The sequence below is a fragment of the Pseudomonas sp. B22(2017) genome (genome assembly GCF_002113105.1).
In the GTDB taxonomy this organism is placed as follows: domain Bacteria; phylum Pseudomonadota; class Gammaproteobacteria; order Pseudomonadales; family Pseudomonadaceae; genus Aquipseudomonas; species Aquipseudomonas asiatica.
This window is the reverse complement of record NZ_NEJN01000007.1, coordinates 39,777-55,704: the sequence shown is the minus strand read 5'-3', so window position 1 is coordinate 55,704 and position 15,928 is coordinate 39,777. Positions and strand designations below refer to the sequence as shown.

General features: G+C 63.2%; 15 protein-coding genes and 1 pseudogene. 7 read left to right on the top strand and 9 right to left on the bottom strand.

The genetic code is table 11. The annotated features are described in order from the left end of the window. Window positions 1-33: 33 nt before the first annotated feature. Window positions 34-1,206 carry an MFS transporter gene (locus tag CAG18_RS15930; RefSeq protein WP_085721179.1) on the top strand — a complete coding sequence of 391 codons (1,173 nt, stop codon included), beginning with the start codon at window positions 34-36 and terminating at the stop codon, window positions 1,204-1,206. Between the two features lie 202 nt (window positions 1,207-1,408). On the opposite strand, the gene CAG18_RS15925 is transcribed toward CAG18_RS15930, so the two are convergent. The 3 genes and pseudogenes from CAG18_RS15925 to CAG18_RS15915 all read right to left on the bottom strand — a co-directional run. Further along, window positions 1,409-2,335, bottom strand: coding sequence for a DMT family transporter (locus CAG18_RS15925; protein WP_085721178.1), 927 nt, complete (start codon window positions 2,333-2,335; stop codon window positions 1,409-1,411). A 107-nt stretch (window positions 2,336-2,442) separates the two neighbouring features. Continuing rightward, window positions 2,443-2,838 carry a hypothetical protein gene (locus CAG18_RS15920; RefSeq protein WP_003259068.1) on the bottom strand — a complete coding sequence of 132 codons (396 nt, stop codon included), beginning with the start codon at window positions 2,836-2,838 and terminating at the stop codon, window positions 2,443-2,445. A 77-nt stretch (window positions 2,839-2,915) separates the two neighbouring features. Then, a pseudogene (locus CAG18_RS15915) lies at window positions 2,916-3,023 on the bottom strand (BrnA antitoxin family protein); the annotation flags it as partial. Window positions 3,024-3,142: 119 nt separating this feature from the next. On the opposite strand from CAG18_RS15915, the gene CAG18_RS15910 reads away from it, so the two are divergent. Further along, window positions 3,143-3,415, top strand: a complete 273-nt coding sequence (locus CAG18_RS15910) for a hypothetical protein (protein WP_013973700.1) — start codon at window positions 3,143-3,145, stop codon at window positions 3,413-3,415. 125 nt (window positions 3,416-3,540) lie between these two features. Here CAG18_RS15910 and CAG18_RS15905 read toward each other — a convergent pair whose 3' ends face one another. Beyond that, window positions 3,541-4,902, bottom strand: a complete 1,362-nt coding sequence (locus CAG18_RS15905; RefSeq protein ID WP_039612590.1) for a DEAD/DEAH box helicase — start codon at window positions 4,900-4,902, stop codon at window positions 3,541-3,543. Between the two features lie 103 nt (window positions 4,903-5,005). Between CAG18_RS15905 and CAG18_RS15900 the strand changes: the two genes are divergently transcribed. Further along, window positions 5,006-6,307, top strand: coding sequence for a mechanosensitive ion channel family protein (locus CAG18_RS15900; protein WP_085721177.1), 1,302 nt, complete (start codon window positions 5,006-5,008; stop codon window positions 6,305-6,307). Between the two features lie 311 nt (window positions 6,308-6,618). Here CAG18_RS15900 and CAG18_RS15895 read toward each other — a convergent pair whose 3' ends face one another. From CAG18_RS15895 to CAG18_RS15880, 4 genes are all read right to left on the bottom strand, one after another. Further along, a complete protein-coding gene (locus CAG18_RS15895) occupies window positions 6,619-7,995 on the bottom strand; it encodes a cytosine permease (RefSeq protein ID WP_085721176.1) in 1,377 nt (458 codons plus the stop codon). Between the two features lie 72 nt (window positions 7,996-8,067). After that, a complete protein-coding gene (locus tag CAG18_RS15890) occupies window positions 8,068-8,949 on the bottom strand; it encodes a carboxylate/amino acid/amine transporter (protein ID WP_085721175.1) in 882 nt (293 codons plus the stop codon). A gap of 285 nt (window positions 8,950-9,234) precedes the next feature. Continuing rightward, the gene (locus CAG18_RS15885) at window positions 9,235-9,834 is read right to left on the bottom strand and encodes an FMN-dependent NADH-azoreductase (RefSeq protein ID WP_013973705.1); all 600 of its coding nucleotides are present in this window, start codon (window positions 9,832-9,834) and stop codon (window positions 9,235-9,237) included. A gap of 110 nt (window positions 9,835-9,944) precedes the next feature. Continuing rightward, window positions 9,945-10,259, bottom strand: a complete 315-nt coding sequence (locus CAG18_RS15880) for a hypothetical protein (RefSeq protein ID WP_012051530.1) — start codon at window positions 10,257-10,259, stop codon at window positions 9,945-9,947. A 48-nt stretch (window positions 10,260-10,307) separates the two neighbouring features. On the opposite strand from CAG18_RS15880, the gene CAG18_RS15875 reads away from it, so the two are divergent. From CAG18_RS15875 to CAG18_RS15860, 4 genes are all read left to right on the top strand, one after another. Further along, window positions 10,308-11,231 (top strand): LysR family transcriptional regulator, encoded by a 924-nt coding sequence (locus CAG18_RS15875; RefSeq protein WP_012273620.1) that lies wholly within the window; start codon window positions 10,308-10,310, stop codon window positions 11,229-11,231. A 13-nt stretch (window positions 11,232-11,244) separates the two neighbouring features. Further along, window positions 11,245-12,057 (top strand): alpha/beta fold hydrolase, encoded by an 813-nt coding sequence (locus tag CAG18_RS15870; protein ID WP_085721174.1) that lies wholly within the window; start codon window positions 11,245-11,247, stop codon window positions 12,055-12,057. Then, window positions 12,051-12,608 carry a peptidylprolyl isomerase gene (locus CAG18_RS15865; RefSeq protein WP_047595757.1) on the top strand — a complete coding sequence of 186 codons (558 nt, stop codon included), beginning with the start codon at window positions 12,051-12,053 and terminating at the stop codon, window positions 12,606-12,608. The genes CAG18_RS15870 and CAG18_RS15865 overlap by 7 nt, the downstream gene beginning before the upstream one ends. Window positions 12,609-12,671: 63 nt before the next feature. Then, window positions 12,672-14,504, top strand: coding sequence for an ABC transporter ATP-binding protein (locus CAG18_RS15860; RefSeq protein WP_015271302.1), 1,833 nt, complete (start codon window positions 12,672-12,674; stop codon window positions 14,502-14,504). Between the two features lie 163 nt (window positions 14,505-14,667). Here CAG18_RS15860 and CAG18_RS15855 read toward each other — a convergent pair whose 3' ends face one another. After that, on the bottom strand, window positions 14,668-15,795 hold the full coding sequence (locus CAG18_RS15855) for a GNAT family N-acetyltransferase (RefSeq protein WP_085721224.1): 1,128 nt from the start codon (window positions 15,793-15,795) through the stop codon (window positions 14,668-14,670). Window positions 15,796-15,928 lie beyond the last annotated feature (133 nt).

Here is a 15,928-nt window from a genome sequence, read left to right as displayed (position 1 = left end):
AGCCATCGCTTACATCCGTGCAGGAGACTTGTCATGTCGCCACTCATTCAACTGCTGGCCAGCGCCGTGGCGCTGATGATGGCCATGGGCATCGGCCGTTTCGCCCTGACCCCGCAGCTGCCGCAACTGATCGCCGAAGGCCAGTTCGACCTGACGGTCGCCGGGCTGGTGGCAGCGGCCAACTACCTGGGTTACCTCATCGGCGCGGTAGATGCCATGTTCGCCCGCTCGCCGGGCCAGGTGCGCCTGCGCCTGCACGGCGGGCTGTGGCTTTGCGTACTGCTGACTCTGGCCTCATGGGCCGCAGACGGGTTCTGGAGCCACCTGCTGCTGCGCTTCGGCACCGGCGTGGCCAGCGCCTGGGTGCTGGTGATGATCACCAGCCTCAGCCAACAGGTGGCCAATGCCGAAAACCGTCAGCGCCTGGGTGCCCTGGTGTTCGCGGGGCCCGGCCTGGGCATTGCGCTGACTGGTTTGCTGGCGCTGGTGGCGCATTTGTGGGGGCTCGGCTCGGCAGCACTGTGGCTGATCTATGCCGTGGCCGCGCTGGTGATGCTGCTGGCGGTGCGGCCTTGGCTGCCCAGGGCGCTGCAAGCCGCGCCGGTATCGCCCGCTGCACACCAGGGCCCGACCCGCCGTGTCGGCATCGGTCGCCTGGGGCTGGTATATGCGCTGTATGGCGTAGGTTACATCCTGCCGGCCACCTTCCTGTCGCAGATGGCCAACCAGCAGTTCCACGGGCAGTGGCTCGCAGACCTGTTCTGGCCGGCATTCGGCATGGCGGCGGCGCTGGGGGTTCTGCTCGTGAGCCTGCGGCGTGGCGGCCGAACCGCGACCTGGCTCACCGCCACCCTGTGGTTGCAGGGGCTGGGTGTGCTGGCCTGCCTGATGGGCGGAGGTGTCGGGCTGGCGTTGGGCGTGGTGCTGTGTGGCGGGCCATTCCTGGCCTGCATGCAACTGGTGATGCAACGTTCGCGGGAGCTGGCGCCGCATGCCACGCAGCGCAATGCCGGGCTACTGACAGCCTGCTTTGCCTTGGGGCAGTTGAGCGGGCCGCTGCTGGCGGCGGTCAGCAGCCATTACAGCGGCGGGTTGCAGCCTGCGCTGATGGTGGCTGCGGGTGGGTTGGTGGTGGCTGGGGGGCTGGTGCTGTTTGGCAGCTCTGCACAGCAGGGCAACGCCTGTCAGGCCAAGGCGACATCCTGAATCGTGGTTGCCTGTGCCGGCCTCTTCGCGGGCTCGCCCGCTCCCACAGGGGCCGCAAAATCTTCAAGACCTGTGCAGTACCTGTGTGAGATTGCCCAGCCCTTTCGGGCTGCGCTGTCGGGCAGAGAACAAATATCGCTCGTCCGACGCGTTCCTTGTAGGAGCAGCCTTGTGCTGCGAAGAGGCCAGCACAGGCTGAACCTCACCCCACAATCTTACGCAACTGCTGCTTAACCCAAGGCTCGGCACTCACCAGGACCACCCCCAGCAGCACCATCAACGCACCAACCACAAAGTTCAGGCTAAGCGGCTCATCCAGCAACAACACGCCAAAGGTCACCCCGAACAGCGGGGTGATGAACGAGAACACTGCCAGGTTCGACGCCAGGTATTTGCGCAGCAACCAGAACCAGGTCAGGTAGCTGATGAACGACACCACAATCCCCTGGAACAGCACGCTGCCCATCGCCAGCGGCGTCAGCGTCACCGCGCCGATCTGGCCGCTGAGCAAGGCAATCAGCAGCAACCCGGCAAAGCCCACCGCCAGCTGATAGAACAGGGTCAGGGTCGCCGGTGCTTCCGACAGCCGCGAGCAACGCACCACCACCGTTGTCGCCCCCCAGGCCAGCCCGGCGATCACACCAAAGGCATCCCCCAGCAGGGTGCGGCCATCCATGTGCTCGAACGACATGCCGCCGGCAAACGCCATGGCAATACCGCCGAAGGCCAACAGGATCCCAAGCCATTGCAGCAGCCGCAGGCGTTCGCTGGGCAGCCTGAAATGCAGGCCCAACGCGGTAAACACCGGCGCTGTATAAAGGAACACCGACATGTGCGCCGCCGAGGTCAGCTTCAGCCCCTCGGCAATGAACAGGAACTCCAGGCCGAACAACCCGCCCGCCACCACCCCGGCACGCCAGGTGCTGCCGACCTGCTCCCAACCCCCGCGCCAGCACAGCATCAGGCCCACCAGCACGGCGGCGATACCGTTGCGCAAGGCCGCCTGCATCACCGGCGCGATATCAATGGCGGCAGTCTTGATCAGGACCTGCTGGCAGCCCCAGATCAGGCACAGCCCCAGCATCACCTGGAAGGCAAAGGCATCAGGGTTCTTGCGGGCCGCGCTCATGAGCGGGCCTCTGCGATGGTCATTGGCATGGGCGAGGGCTCGGCAGTTATTCAGGAACTACCGATTATCGGGTTTCCATGGCCGCCCTTGCCAGCCTCAAAACGACCTCAGGCGATCTGTGCCTTCGCCGACACCTGCTCGAAGGTGGTTTCATCCAGCGCATCCTCCTGCTCGTCCAGCACCTGGCGCGGGTGCTCGAAGCCGGGGATGCTGCTGTCGATCAGGCTCATCAACCGCGAGCCTCGTTCGGTCAGCACGAAATTCTCGCCATTACCGCCATCTTCTTCGGGTCGGGTTTCGATGAAACCACGCTCGAACAACAGCTTCTCGTATTCGCAGGCACGGGTTTTCAGGTGGTCCAGGTCGCCCACCGGCTCCCCCTTGGCAGCCAGTGCCGCAGCGTGCTGCTCGGCATAGGGGCGTGGCGTGAAGCTGTGACCGGCGCCGTTCTGCACCTCGTGCAGCAAACGCTCGATCAGGTCCCAGTCGTAGGCGATGCTCATGGCTACGGGCTCCTGCTGTGGACGGAAGGGGTACACAGGTTGGGACCTGCCGAGGTTGCCCGGCGTTCCGAAATATCTCAGCGCTGGCGTTTTTGCGCTTGCATGTACTGACGCAGCAACTGGTTGATCCGGGTCTGGTAGCCGCTACCCTGCTCTTTGAACCAGGCGAGGACATCGGAATCGAGGCTAGGTCAGATGCCCAGCTGGGGACAGGCTGACCATGAAGTGCCACCGGTCGAAGGCGCTGAACTAACGGCCAGGCACATGCCTCCACCGGGCATCACCACCGCCGGAGGTAGGAAGGATGAAACTGCTGCTGCCCATTGCCTGTGCTACTGCCCTGTCCTGCGCCCTGCCCGCCTGGGCCTGCACACCGGAAGAAGCAACGCAGAAACGCGAAGAGCTGGCCGGGTTGGTCACCCAGTTGACCGAGCAGAACCCGCAGAAGGCCAAGGAGATCAATGACGAGCTTCAAGGAATGGAGCTGGGGACGGCGAGCAAGGATTTGCCCGACAAGTGTCAGCTGATCGACAAGCGGATCAAGGAGTTGAAAGAGGCGGAGAAAAAGGCTGAATAGAGGTCGCCTGTGCTGGCCCCTTCGCGGGCACGCCCGCTCCCACAGGGATAACACAGCCTTCGATATCTGTGATTATCCTGTGGGAGCGGGCGTGTCCGCGAAGAAACCAACAGCGCTACTGAAGGTTACTCAGCCGCAGGCTTGCGCTTTTTCAGCGGCGCCAGGCCGTCGGCGCTGGCCAGCGGTGCATTGGCCTTCGGCTTGGCGGTTGGCTTGCGCTTGGCGGCCGCCTTCTTGTCACCGGTCTTCTTCTCGACCTTTTTCTTCTTGCTGCCAGCCGCCTTGCCCGAGGCCTTGACCTTCTTCGGCCCGTTGTAGGTGCCCTTCACTTCCTTGATCACCCGGCGCTCGAACTGCTGCTTGAGGTAGCGCTCGATGCTCGACATCAGGTTCCAGTCGTTGTGGGTGATCAGCGAGATCGCCAGGCCTTCGCCACCGGCACGGCCGGTACGGCCCACGCGGTGCACATACTCGTCACCGCTGCGCGGCATGTCGAAGTTGATCACCAGGTCCAGGCCGTCGATGTCCAGGCCGCGGGCCGCAACGTCGGTAGCCACCAGCACCTTGGAGCTGCCCTGCTTGAAGCGGTCCAGGGCCAGCTTGCGGTCCTTCTGGTCCTTCTCGCCGTGCAGCACGAAGGCCTTCACGTCCTTGGCCACCAGGTGGCCGTAGATGCGGTCGGCCAGGGCGCGGGTGTTGGTGAAGATGATCGCCTTGTCGAAGGTTTCGTTGGCCAGCAGCCACTGCACGATCTGCTCTTTGTGCTGGTCGTGGTCAGCGGTGATGATCTGCTGGCGGGTGCCTTCGGCCAACTGCGAGACGCTGTTGAGCATCAGGTGCTCAGGGTCTTTCAGCACCTTGCCGATGATGTCGCGCAGGGCCGCACCACCGGTGGTGGCGGAGAACAGCAGGGTCTGCTGGCGGTTCTCGCACTCCTTGCACAGGCGCTCCATGTCTTCGGCGAAGCCCATGTCGAGCATGCGGTCGGCTTCGTCGAGGATCAGCACCTGTACGTGGGACAGGTCCAGGTTGCCGGCATTGAGCTGCTCGAGCAGGCGGCCCGGGGTGCCGATCAGCACATCCGGCACCTTGCGCAGCATGGCGGCCTGTTCCTTGAAGTCTTCACCGCCGGTAACCAGGCCCGACTTGATGTAGGTGAACTGCGAGAACAGCTGTACCTGCTTGAGGGTCTGCTGGGCCAGCTCACGGGTCGGCAGCAGGATCAGCGCGCGGATCTCGACGCGGCGTTCGCGCAGGTCGACCAGGCGGTTGAGCAACGGCAGCACGAAGGCCGCGGTCTTGCCGCTGCCGGTCTGCGCGGTCACGCGCAGGTCACGCCCTTGCAGGGCCAGGGGGATGGCCGCGGCCTGCACCGGGGTTGGCTCGACAAAGTTAAGCTCGGCCACGGCTTTAAGCAGGCGTTCGTGCAGGGCGAATTGGGAGAACACGGAGGTAACCTCAGGCAAGTGCGGAAAATTCAGTTGCATAGGGTAACGTTTTCAGCCGCCTTAGCCGAATTTCTTTTGGCAACTTTGTCGCCATCCGCGCTCTAATGGCGCTTCGTTTGGCAACAAGACTGTACGCAAGCCCATGGATATCCAACGAATCTGGCGTGACTCCCTCGACCTGTGGGGCACCCTTGACCAACATCCGATGCTGCACGCGGCCATTGGCCTGGCGGTGCTGCTGCTCATTTCCCTGGTCATCGGCCGCCTGGCACGCTTCCTGGTGTTGCACGGCGCCCGCCTGCTGGCCCGCCAGCCAGCGCTGAAGTGGCTGGACGACCTGCGCAACAACAAGGTTTTCCACCGCCTGGCACAGACCACGCCGTCACTGGTGCTGCAGTTCGGCCTGAAACTGGTGCCCGAGCTGTCGGACACCGCCCAGCACTTCCTCGGCAATGTCGCCCTGGCCTTTACCCTGCTGTTCATGACCATGGCGCTGTCGTGCCTGCTGGATGCCCTGCTCGACATCTATGCCCGCACCGAACACGCCCGCACCCGCTCTATCAAGGGTTACGTGCAACTGGCCAAGATGATGCTGTGGATCTTCGCCTCCATCGTCATCGTCGCCACCCTGATCGACCGCTCGCCACTGTTGCTGCTGTCGGGCCTGGGCGCCATGTCGGCGGTGCTGCTGTTGGTGTACAAGGACACTCTGCTGTCGTTCGTCGCCAGTGTGCAGCTGACCAGCAACGACATGCTGCACGTGGGCGACTGGATCGAAATGCCCCAGGTGGGCGCCGATGGCGACGTGGTGGACATCACCCTGCACACGGTGAAGGTGCAGAATTTCGACAAGACCATCGTCTCCATCCCCACCTGGCGCCTGATGAGCGAGTCGTTCCGCAACTACCGCGGCATGCAGCAGTCCGGTGGCCGACGCATCAAGCGCAGCCTGTTCATCGATGCGGCTGGCGTGCGGTTCCTGACTCGCGAGGAAGAACAGCGGCTGAGCCAGGTGCACTTGCTGGCCGACTATCTGGCCGGCAAGCGCCAGGAGCTGCAGCGCTGGAACGAAGCCCTGGGGCCGGTGGCCGAGCTGTCTGCCAACCGCCGCAAGCTGACCAACATCGGCACCTTCCGGGCGTTTGCCCTGGCCTACCTGAAGAACCACCCCAACGTGCACCCGAACATGACCTGCATGGTGCGACAGATGCAGACCACCGCCGAGGGTGTACCGCTGGAGATCTACTGCTTTACCACCACCACGGCGTGGGCTGAGTACGAGCGGATTCAGGGGGATATCTTCGATTATCTGCTGGCGGTGTTGCCGGAATTTGGCTTGAGCCTGTATCAGCAGCCGAGTGGCAACGACATGCGGGCGGGGTTGAGCGGGCGTGTATCGCAAGAGCCTGTGCCGCGTCGGCTGGAAGACATGAGCGAGGCTTGATATTGCCGGGGATGCTTCGCAGCCCATCGCCGGCAAGCAAGCTCCCACAGAGGTCACGCAGATCGTGAGATCTTCGTTGTATCTGTGGGAGCGGCTTTAGCCGCGAAGAATCCAACGCGGTGCATGGCACCGGCTGCGCCGGTGTTCGCGGCTAAAGCCGCTCCCACAGGGCCCCTGCTAATTCAATGAGTTATGTGCAGTTCGATGAGAGCTGGCTTGCCGGCGATGGGCCGCAAAGCGGCCCCAAATTGTTTGACTGACAGGCATTACGAGGGTGGTGTTTAAGCAGCCCTTTTCGTGTAAGGGCCGAGTCAGGGGTGCGCATTCATGGTCGTAGAAAGCCGGTTGCTCTCGCGCCCATGGACCATGCAATACAGCGCACCGGCCAGGATCAACCCCATCGCCCAACTGATATCCGCCCCCAGCCACTCGGCCACGAAGCCCGTGTAGAACGACAGCTTCATGAACGGGATGGTACCGATGATCGACACCGCATACACCGCCAGGCTCCGACGATTGAAGCAGCCATAACGCCCCTTGGCGTCATACAGCGCCCCCACATCATAGTGGCCTCGGCATACCCAGTAGTAATCCACCAGGTTGATGGCGCTCCATGGGATCAACAGGTACAGCTGGCCGATCAGGATGTCGGCAAAGAATGTATCGAAATTGTACTGGGTGGCGATGGCGATCAGCGTTGCCGCTGCGGTCAGGCCAGCCATTACCAAGGCCTTGGCCGTCGCGGTCACGCGCCGGATGGTCTTGAAGGCACCAAAGATCGTGACCGACGACATGTAGGCGCTGTACAGGCACAAGACGTTGTACTGGATCACCCCCAGCGCGATCACTGCCAGCGCCAGCGGCGCCCACGGGCCAAACAACGCGGCAATGGCTGTGGCCGGGTCATGCCCCAGTGCCGAGGGCAACTCCACCGCCACCAGCGCGCCCAGTGCCATCATGGCGAAGGAGCCCAGCGCACAACCGCAATAGGTGGCCCAGAACGTGGCGCGTGGGTTGACGTTGGCCGGCAGGTAGCGCGAGTAATCGGCTACATAGGGGCCATACCCCAGCGTCCAGGAGGCCGACTGGGCCACGATCAGGTTGAAGGCGGTGAACGAGAAGCCGGTACTCACTGCCGTCGTGGTTGCCATGTCGCCGGGGTGCAGCAGGATCAGCACCAGGGCGCCGGCAAAAACCAGTGTGGACAACAGGCTCATCCACGCGCCCAGGCGGTGGATCAGCTCGTAGCCGACAAAGCCGATGACAAAGGTCAGCAAGCCGACCACCACGATCGCCTGGTCATCGCTCATGGGCACCAGCGCCTGCAGGGCATTGCGCATCAGCACGCCGCTGGCGGCGAGGAACAGGACTGCGGCCGTGACCATCACCAGCAGAGGGAGCGCGGCACCATGGACACCGAACTGGGCCCGGCTCTGGATCATCTGTGGCACGCCCAGGTGAGGCCCCTGGGCAGAGTGCGCGGCCATGAACACGGTACCGATGAGGTTGCCGACCAACAGGCCCAACAAGGTCCAGCCGAGGCTAAGCCCCGATGCAATGCCCAGGGTGCCGACCATCAGCGCGGTTATCTGGAAGTTGGAGCTGAACCAGATAGTGAACAATCGTTTAGGCGTGCCATAACGCTCTGCGTGTGGGACAAATTCGATACTTCGCGTTTCTAGCTTCACGCCGGTCTCCCGATTTTGTTTTCCTGATTATCAGGTAGGGACCGGCGGAATTTGGGTTCAGTAACGAACGCGTCATAGCTGACTGCGCCATGGCTTGCTTGATAACGTCAGGGTACCCAGGCGGCTCATCCACACCGACGCCAGGATCACCGCCGCGCCGATGAACAGCCTGCCCAATGGCTCGTCCTGGTTCCAGATCAGCAGATTGAGCAGCAACCCTACCGGCACATGCAGGTTGTTCATCACCGCCAGCGTCCCGCCCGAAACCATGCATGCGCCCTTGTTCCACCAGTACAGCCCCAGCGCCGTCGGGCAAAGGCCCAGGAACAGCAGCACCAGCCACTGCACATCGGTGGTCGGCAGGTGCTGGGCGTTGCCAAACAGCAGGAAGGCCGGCAATACCACGATCAACGCGCCCAGGTAGAAGTAGCCAAAGCGCTTGTAGTGCGGCAGGTCGCTGGGGTGGCGTGCAACCAGATGGCGGTACAGCACCTGGCCGGCGGCGTAGGTGAAGTTGGCCAGTTGCAGCAGCAGGAAGCCAATGAAGAACTCGCCGCTGATGGTATCGAAGCGGATCACCGCCGCGCCGACCACCGCCACCAGCGCTGCCACCAGGGCCCACGGGTTGAAGCGCCGGTTCATGGCGTCTTCGATCAGGGTCACGTGCAACGGCGTGAGAATGGTGAACAGCAGCACCTCCGGCACGGTGAGCACGCGAAAGCTCAGGTACAGGCAGACGTAGGTGATGCCGTACTGCAGCGCGCCGATCAGCAGCATAGAGCGCATGAAGCGCGGCTCGACCTGGCGCCAGCGGGTCAGCGGCAGGAACACCAGGCCAGCCAGCACCACGCGCGCGAGCACGGCAAAGTAGCTGTCGACGTGCCCGGCCAGGTACTCGCCGATCAGGCTGAAGGAAAACGCCTGGATCAGCGCGACGATTATCAGGTAGCCCATGGTTGCCTCTCGTGGATCAAGGCCGCGACCTTAGCGGGTTGCGGCAAATGAGTTCAACCATGAGGAATGTAAGGGCTGTACCGGCCTCTTCGCGGGTAAACCCGCTCCCACAGGGACACCACAGGCCTCAGGTGCCGTGATATCCCTGTGGGAGCGGGTTTACCCGCGAAGAGGCCGGCACAGGCACCCATGAAATTCCAGGCATAAAAAAGCCCGGCCATGCAGGCCGGGCAGGTACACCCAAAGGAGCAACAACAGGTGTCAGGGTTGGGAATTCGCTAAGCCTCAGGCCACCGCCGCCAGCTTGGCCTTGGCCTGGTTGACGCCCTTCTCGTGGAAGTCAGCGCTCATGTTCAGGCCTTCGGCATGGATGAAGTCGACATCGTGGATGCCGATGAAGGCCATTACCTGGCGCAGGTACGGTTCCTGGTGGTCGCTGGTGGCACCGGCGTGGATGCCGCCACGGGCAGTCAGGACGATGGCGCGCTTGCCGGTCAGCAAGCCCTGCGGGCCGGTGGGGGTGTACTTGAAGGTGATGCCGGCACGCAGCACATGGTCCAGCCAGGCCTTCAGGGTGCTGGGGATGGTGAAGTTGTACATCGGCGCGGCCATCACCAGCACGTCGGCGGCGAGCAGTTCATCGGTCAGTTCGTTGGAGCGGGCCAAGGCGTCCAGTTCCGCCGCACTGCGCTGTTCTTCGGGCTTCATCCAGCCACCCAGAAGGTTGGCGTCCAGGTGCGGCACCGGGTTCACGGCCAGGTCGCGCACACTGATCTGATCGGCCGGGTGGGCGGCCTGCCACTGCTGGATGAAATCACGGGTCAGCTGACGGGAAACGGAATCCTGCTGGCGGGCGCTGCTTTCGATGATCAGTACGCGGGACATTGGGGTGCCTCCATCGGCAAAAAGGGTTGCGATTCGATGGAGGTGAGATTACGGGTTGACCTATCGATAAAAAAGCGTAAAAAATGGGTTCAATCTATCGATTTATCAGTTTATTCTGCACTGCAGTTCAAGGCGATCCGAAGTTTGATGATCTGTCGGTTGAACTTGGCAGTGACATCGACGCTTTTACCGGCCGGTACGTTCACCCGGCGCACCCTTGGTGCCTCGGGGCCATTGCGGAAGGTCACCTTGCACGCGGCCGGTACCTGCCCATAGTTGTTGAGGGTGATGGCGCCAATGTCATAAGCCGTGTCATAGGCGGTGTAGTCGAGCTTTACCCCGGTCAGTTCCTTCTCAACGTCGATGGGATAAGCCATGGCCCCGAGGGGCAGGCACATCAGTATTGCCGCACAACATTTCTTCATGGGCCGCTCTCCTTGAAAGAGCGCAGCTTAGGACAACAGGAGCGAAAGATGAAAGCGCCGCGCGTAACCCTTGACCAGTGGCGAACCCTGCAGGCAGTGGTCGATCACGGCGGGTTTGCCCAGGCCGCCGAGGCACTGCACCGCTCGCAGTCATCGGTCAGCTACACCGTGGCCCGCATGCAAGAGCAACTGGGCGTGCCGCTGCTGCGCATCGACGGCCGCAAGGCGGTGCTCACCGAGGCCGGCAATGTGCTGCTGCGCCGTTCGCGCCACCTGGTCAAACAGGCCAGCCAGCTCGAAGACCTTGCCCACCACATGGAGCAGGGCTGGGAGGCCGAGGTACGCTTGGTGGTCGATGCCGCCTACCCCAGTGCCCGCCTGGTCCGCGCCCTGGCTGCTTTCATGCCGCAGAGCCGTGGCTGCCGGGTGCGCCTGCGTGAAGAAGTGCTGTCTGGCGTCGAGGAAGTGATGCACGAAGGCATCGCCGACCTGGCCATCAGCAGCTACAGCATCGGCGGCTACCTGGGCGCCGAACTGAGCGCGGTGGAGTTCGTCGCCGTCGCCCACCCCGAACACAGCCTGCACCGCCTGGGCCGCGAACTGACCTTCCAGGACCTGGAAAGCCAGTTGCAGGTGGTAATCCGCGACTCCGGCCGCGCCCAGCCGCGCGATGTCGGCTGGCTGGGTGCCGAGCAACGCTGGACCGTCGGCAGCCTGGGCACCGCCGCTACCTTCGTCAGCAGTGGCCTGGGCTTTGCCTGGCTGCCCCGCCACATGATCGAGCGCGAGCTGCGCGAAGGCGTGCTCAAGCCGTTGCCGCTGGATCAGGGTGGCAGCCGCCACCCACTGTTCTACCTTTATTCGAGCAAAGAGAAGACCTTGGGCCCGGCTACGCAGATTCTCATCGACCTGCTGCGCAATTTCGACACCGCGCCATTGGACGTGCCCTTCGCTGCCCCCCCGCAAGCCTGAGAGGACCGCGCCCATGGCCTATTTCGAACACGAAGGATGCACACTGCATTACGAGGAATACGGCCAGGGCGAACCCCTGGTATTGCTGCATGGCCTGGGCTCCAGCTGCCAGGACTGGGAGCTGCAGGTGCCGGTGCTCAGCCGCCACTACCGGGTAATCCTCATGGACATCCGCGGCCACGGCCGCTCCGACAAGCCACGCGACGGCTACCAGATCGCCACCTTCAGTGCCGACCTGCTGGCCCTGCTCGAACACCTGCAAACCGGCCCCGTGCACATCGTCGGCCTGTCCATGGGTGGCATGGTCGCCTTCCAGTTCGCTGTCGACCACCCGCAGTGGCTGCGCAGCCTGTGCATCGTCAACAGCGCCCCCGAGGTCAAGCGCCGCACTCGAAGTGACTGGGTATGGTGGCTCAAGCGCTGGGGCCTGGCGCGCCTGCTCAGTGTCGAAACGGTCGGCAAGGGCCTGGCCGAGCGGCTGTTTCCCAAACCGCAACAGGCCGAACTGCGGCACAAGATGGCCCAGCGCTGGGCACGCAACGACAAGCGTGCGTACCTCAAGAGTTTCGACGCCATCGTCGACTGGGGCGTGCAGGAACGCATCGGCCAGGTTCACTGTCCTACCCTGGTGATCGCAGCCGACCAGGATTACACCCCGATACAACTGAAAGAACGCTACGTCGCCCTGATGCCTCACGCCAGGCTGGTGGTCATCGACGATTCCCGGCACGCTACACCCCTCGACCAACCCGAGGTCTTCAACCAGACCCTGCTGCAGTTCCTTGCAGCCGCTTCCACCTCTCAAGGATCTTTGAGCCCATGCTGAAAAAACTCCTGCTCACCGCCTGCTCGGTCGCCTTCGCCACCAGCGTCATGGCCTCCGACAAGACCCCGCACGTACTGCTGGACACCAGCTTCGGCCAGGTCGAAATCGAGCTGAATGCCGAGAAGGCACCGATCAGTACCAAGAACTTCCTCGAATACGTCGACAGCGGCTTCTACAACAACACCATCTTCCACCGTGTAATCCCGGGCTTCATGGTCCAGGGCGGCGGCTTCACCGACCAGATGGTGCAGAAGAACACCCGAGCCCCGATCACCAACGAAGCCGGCAACGGCCTGCAGAACACCCGTGGCACGCTGTCCATGGCCCGTACCCAGGACCCGAACTCGGCCACCAGCCAGTTCTTCATCAACGTGGCCGACAACGACTTCCTCAACCCTGGGCGTGACCGTGGCTATGCCGTATTCGGCAAGGTGACCAAGGGCATGGAAGTGGTCGACCAGATCGTCAATTCGCCGACCACCATCAAGAAAGGCATGCGCGATGTACCGGCCGATCCGGTCTACATCAAGTCGGCCAAACGCATCGACTGACCGCAGGCTTCACAGGGACGTGAAACCGCCTGAGGGTCGGATGAAACAGGAGTGTCGTCATCCATGCTGTACCGCCGTTTCGAGCAGTTGATCGATATTTTCCGCGACGCGCCCAGCGAGTCGCCACCCGGCCAGGTCTGGCCGTTCTACCTGTACTACCTGCGCCAGGTGTGGCCGAGTTTTGTCGCCCTGCTGGTGGTGGGCCTGGTCGCCTCGCTGATCGAGGTGGCGATGTTCAGCTACCTCAGCCGCATCATCGACCTGGCACAGGGCACGCCCAATGCCAGTTTCTTCAGCGAACACAGCGGCGAGCTGATCTGGATGCTGGTGGTGATCCTGCTGCTGCGCCCGGTATTCTTCGGCCTGCACGACCTGCTGGTGCACCAGACCATCAACCCCGGCATGACCAGCCTGATCCGCTGGCAGAACCACACCTATGTACTCAAGCAGAGCCTGAACTTCTTCCAGAGCGACTTCGCCGGGCGCATCGCCCAGCGCATCATGCAGACCGGCAACTCACTGCGAGACTCTGCGGTGCAGGCGGTGGATGCGCTATGGCACGTGCTGATCTACGCCATCACCTCGCTGGTGCTGTTCGCCGAGGCCGACTGGCGCCTGATGCTGCCGCTGCTGCTATGGATCGCCGGCTACATCGCCGCGCTGTTCTACTTCGTCCCCCGGGTGAAGGAGCGTTCGGTGATTTCCTCCGACGCCCGCTCCAAGCTGATGGGTCGCATTGTCGACGGCTACACCAACATCGCCACCCTCAAGCTGTTCGCCCACACCGACTTCGAACAGCAGTACGCGCGCGAAGCGATCCGCGAACAGACAGAGAAAACCCAGCTGGCCGCACGCGTGGTCACCAGCATGGACGTGGTCATCACCACCCTCAATGGCCTGCTGGTGGTCGCCACCACCGGCCTGGCGCTGTGGCTGTGGAGCCAGTCACTGATCACCGTCGGCGCCATCGCCCTGGCCACCGGCCTGGTGATCCGCATCGTCAACATGTCGGGCTGGATCATGTGGGTGGTCAACGGCATCTTCGAGAACATCGGCATGGTCCAGGACGGCCTGCAGACCATCGCCCAGCCGGTCACCGTCACCGACCGGCCCAACGCACCGGCGCTCAAGGTCAGCCGCGGTGCGGTGCGTTTCGATGATGTGGACTTCCATTACGGCAAGGCCGCCAACGTGATCGAAGGGCTCAGCCTGGACATACGCCCGGGCGAGAAGATCGGCCTGATCGGCCCGTCGGGGGCAGGCAAGTCGACCCTGGTGAACCTGCTGCTGAGGCTGTATGACGTGCAGGGCGGGCGCATTCTCATCGACGGCCAGGACATTGCCGAGGTAAGCCAGGCCAGCCTGCGCGCGCAGATCGGCATGATCACCCAAGACACCTCGCTGCTGCACCGCTCGATCCGTGACAACCTGCTGTATGGCCGCCCCGATGCCAGCGAGGCCGCGCTTCATGAAGCGGTGCGCCGGGCCCGCGCCGACGAGTTCATCCCGCAGCTGTCGGACGCTCAGGGGCGCACCGGTTTCGATGCCCATGTGGGCGAGCGCGGGGTCAAGCTGTCGGGTGGCCAGCGCCAGCGCATCGCCATTGCCCGGGTGCTGCTGAAGAATGCACCGATCCTGATCATGGACGAGGCCACTTCGGCGCTGGACTCGGAGGTAGAGGCAGCAATCCAGGAAAGCCTGGAGACGCTGATGCAGGGCAAGACGGTGATCGCGATTGCCCACCGGCTTTCCACCATCGCCCGGATGGACCGGCTGGTAGTGCTGGACAAGGGGCGGATTGTCGAGAGTGGCAGCCACAGTGAACTGCTGGAGCAGCAAGGCTTGTATGCCCGGTTGTGGCATCACCAGACCGGGGGGTTTGTCGGAGTGGATTGACCCCTGATCAGGCCTCACAGCCCCCTTGAAGCCTGTGCGGTCCATGTAGGAGCAGCCTTGTGCTGCGAAGAGTCCATCAGTGCCAAAGGAGATTTTTTGCCCTACCGGCCTCTTCGCAGCACAAGGCTGCTCCTACAGGTCCTGGATAACCATTACAAATGGATCAGTCCCGGCGATAGGGCAACATCCCCCTGGCCTCCTCGGCATACGCCCGTACCCCTTCTCGCTCCTGCGCCAGAAAATCCTCCACCGCCCGCCGCAGCCCCGGGTGCAGCAGGTAGTGCCACGACCGCGTCAGCACCGGCTCGAACCCTCGAATCAGCTTGTGCTCCCCCTGTGCCCCGGCATCGAAACGCTGCAGCCCTTCGGCAATGGCAAAGTCCATACCCTGGTAGAAACAGGTTTCGAAATGCAGCCGGTCGAACTCGTCCAGGCACCCCCAATAACGGCCAAACAGGCTGTCGCCCCCCACCAGGCTCAGGGCCATGGCCACATCACGGCCCCCCTGCCGCGCCATCACCACGCGCAACGCTTCGGGCATGCGCTCGGCAAGCAGGCTGAAGAACTCGCGTGTCAGGTAGGGCGCACGGCGGCGCACCGCGTAGGTATTGGCGTAGCAGCGATAGACGAAATCCCACTGCGCCTCATCCAGTTCATCTCCACGGTACCAGCGGAACTCGATACCGTGCCCGGCGACCTGCTCACGCTCTTTGCGCATCTGCTTGCGCTTGCGCGAACTCAGGCTGTCGAGAAAATCCTGGAAGTCACGGTAGCCGTGGTTGCGCCAATGAAACTGGCAGCCCAGGCGCTCCATCCAGCCAGGCTGGCCGGCCAGCTGCTCGTCCAGCGCCGGCTCGGTGAAATTGATGTGCGCGCCAGACAGCCCGCCCTTGGCCAGGTACTCCGGCAACGCCTGCAGCACCAGCAGGCCATCGGCTGGGTCGGCGGCGAGCAGGCGCGGGCCGCTGACCGGGCTGAACGGCACGGCACCGAGCAGCTTGGGGTAGTAGGCAATGCCGGCCCGCTCACAGGCATCGGCCCAGCCATGGTCGAACACGTACTCGCCAAACGAGTGCCATTTGCGGTACGCCGGCAGCAGCGCCCGTACCCGCCCGTCACGTTCCAGCACCAGGTGCTCGGCGGCCCAGCCGGTGTTGCGCGCGACGCTGCCGCTGTCCTCCATGGCGCTGAGAAACGCATGGCGCAGGAACGGTTGGCCAGCGGGCACCAGGGCATCCCAGGTGGCCGCCGGAAGATCACGCAAATGAGCAAGGCTGTACAGGCTGGTCACGGTTTCGGCTCGCTGTTTCAAGGTACCCAGTATCCCCAAGGAAGGCCCGCCACTCAAATCACGATAGCCGGGACAGATCCTTTTATTCTCAATTACTTAACCGCAGTGCCACCAATTCGACATTAATCTGTCA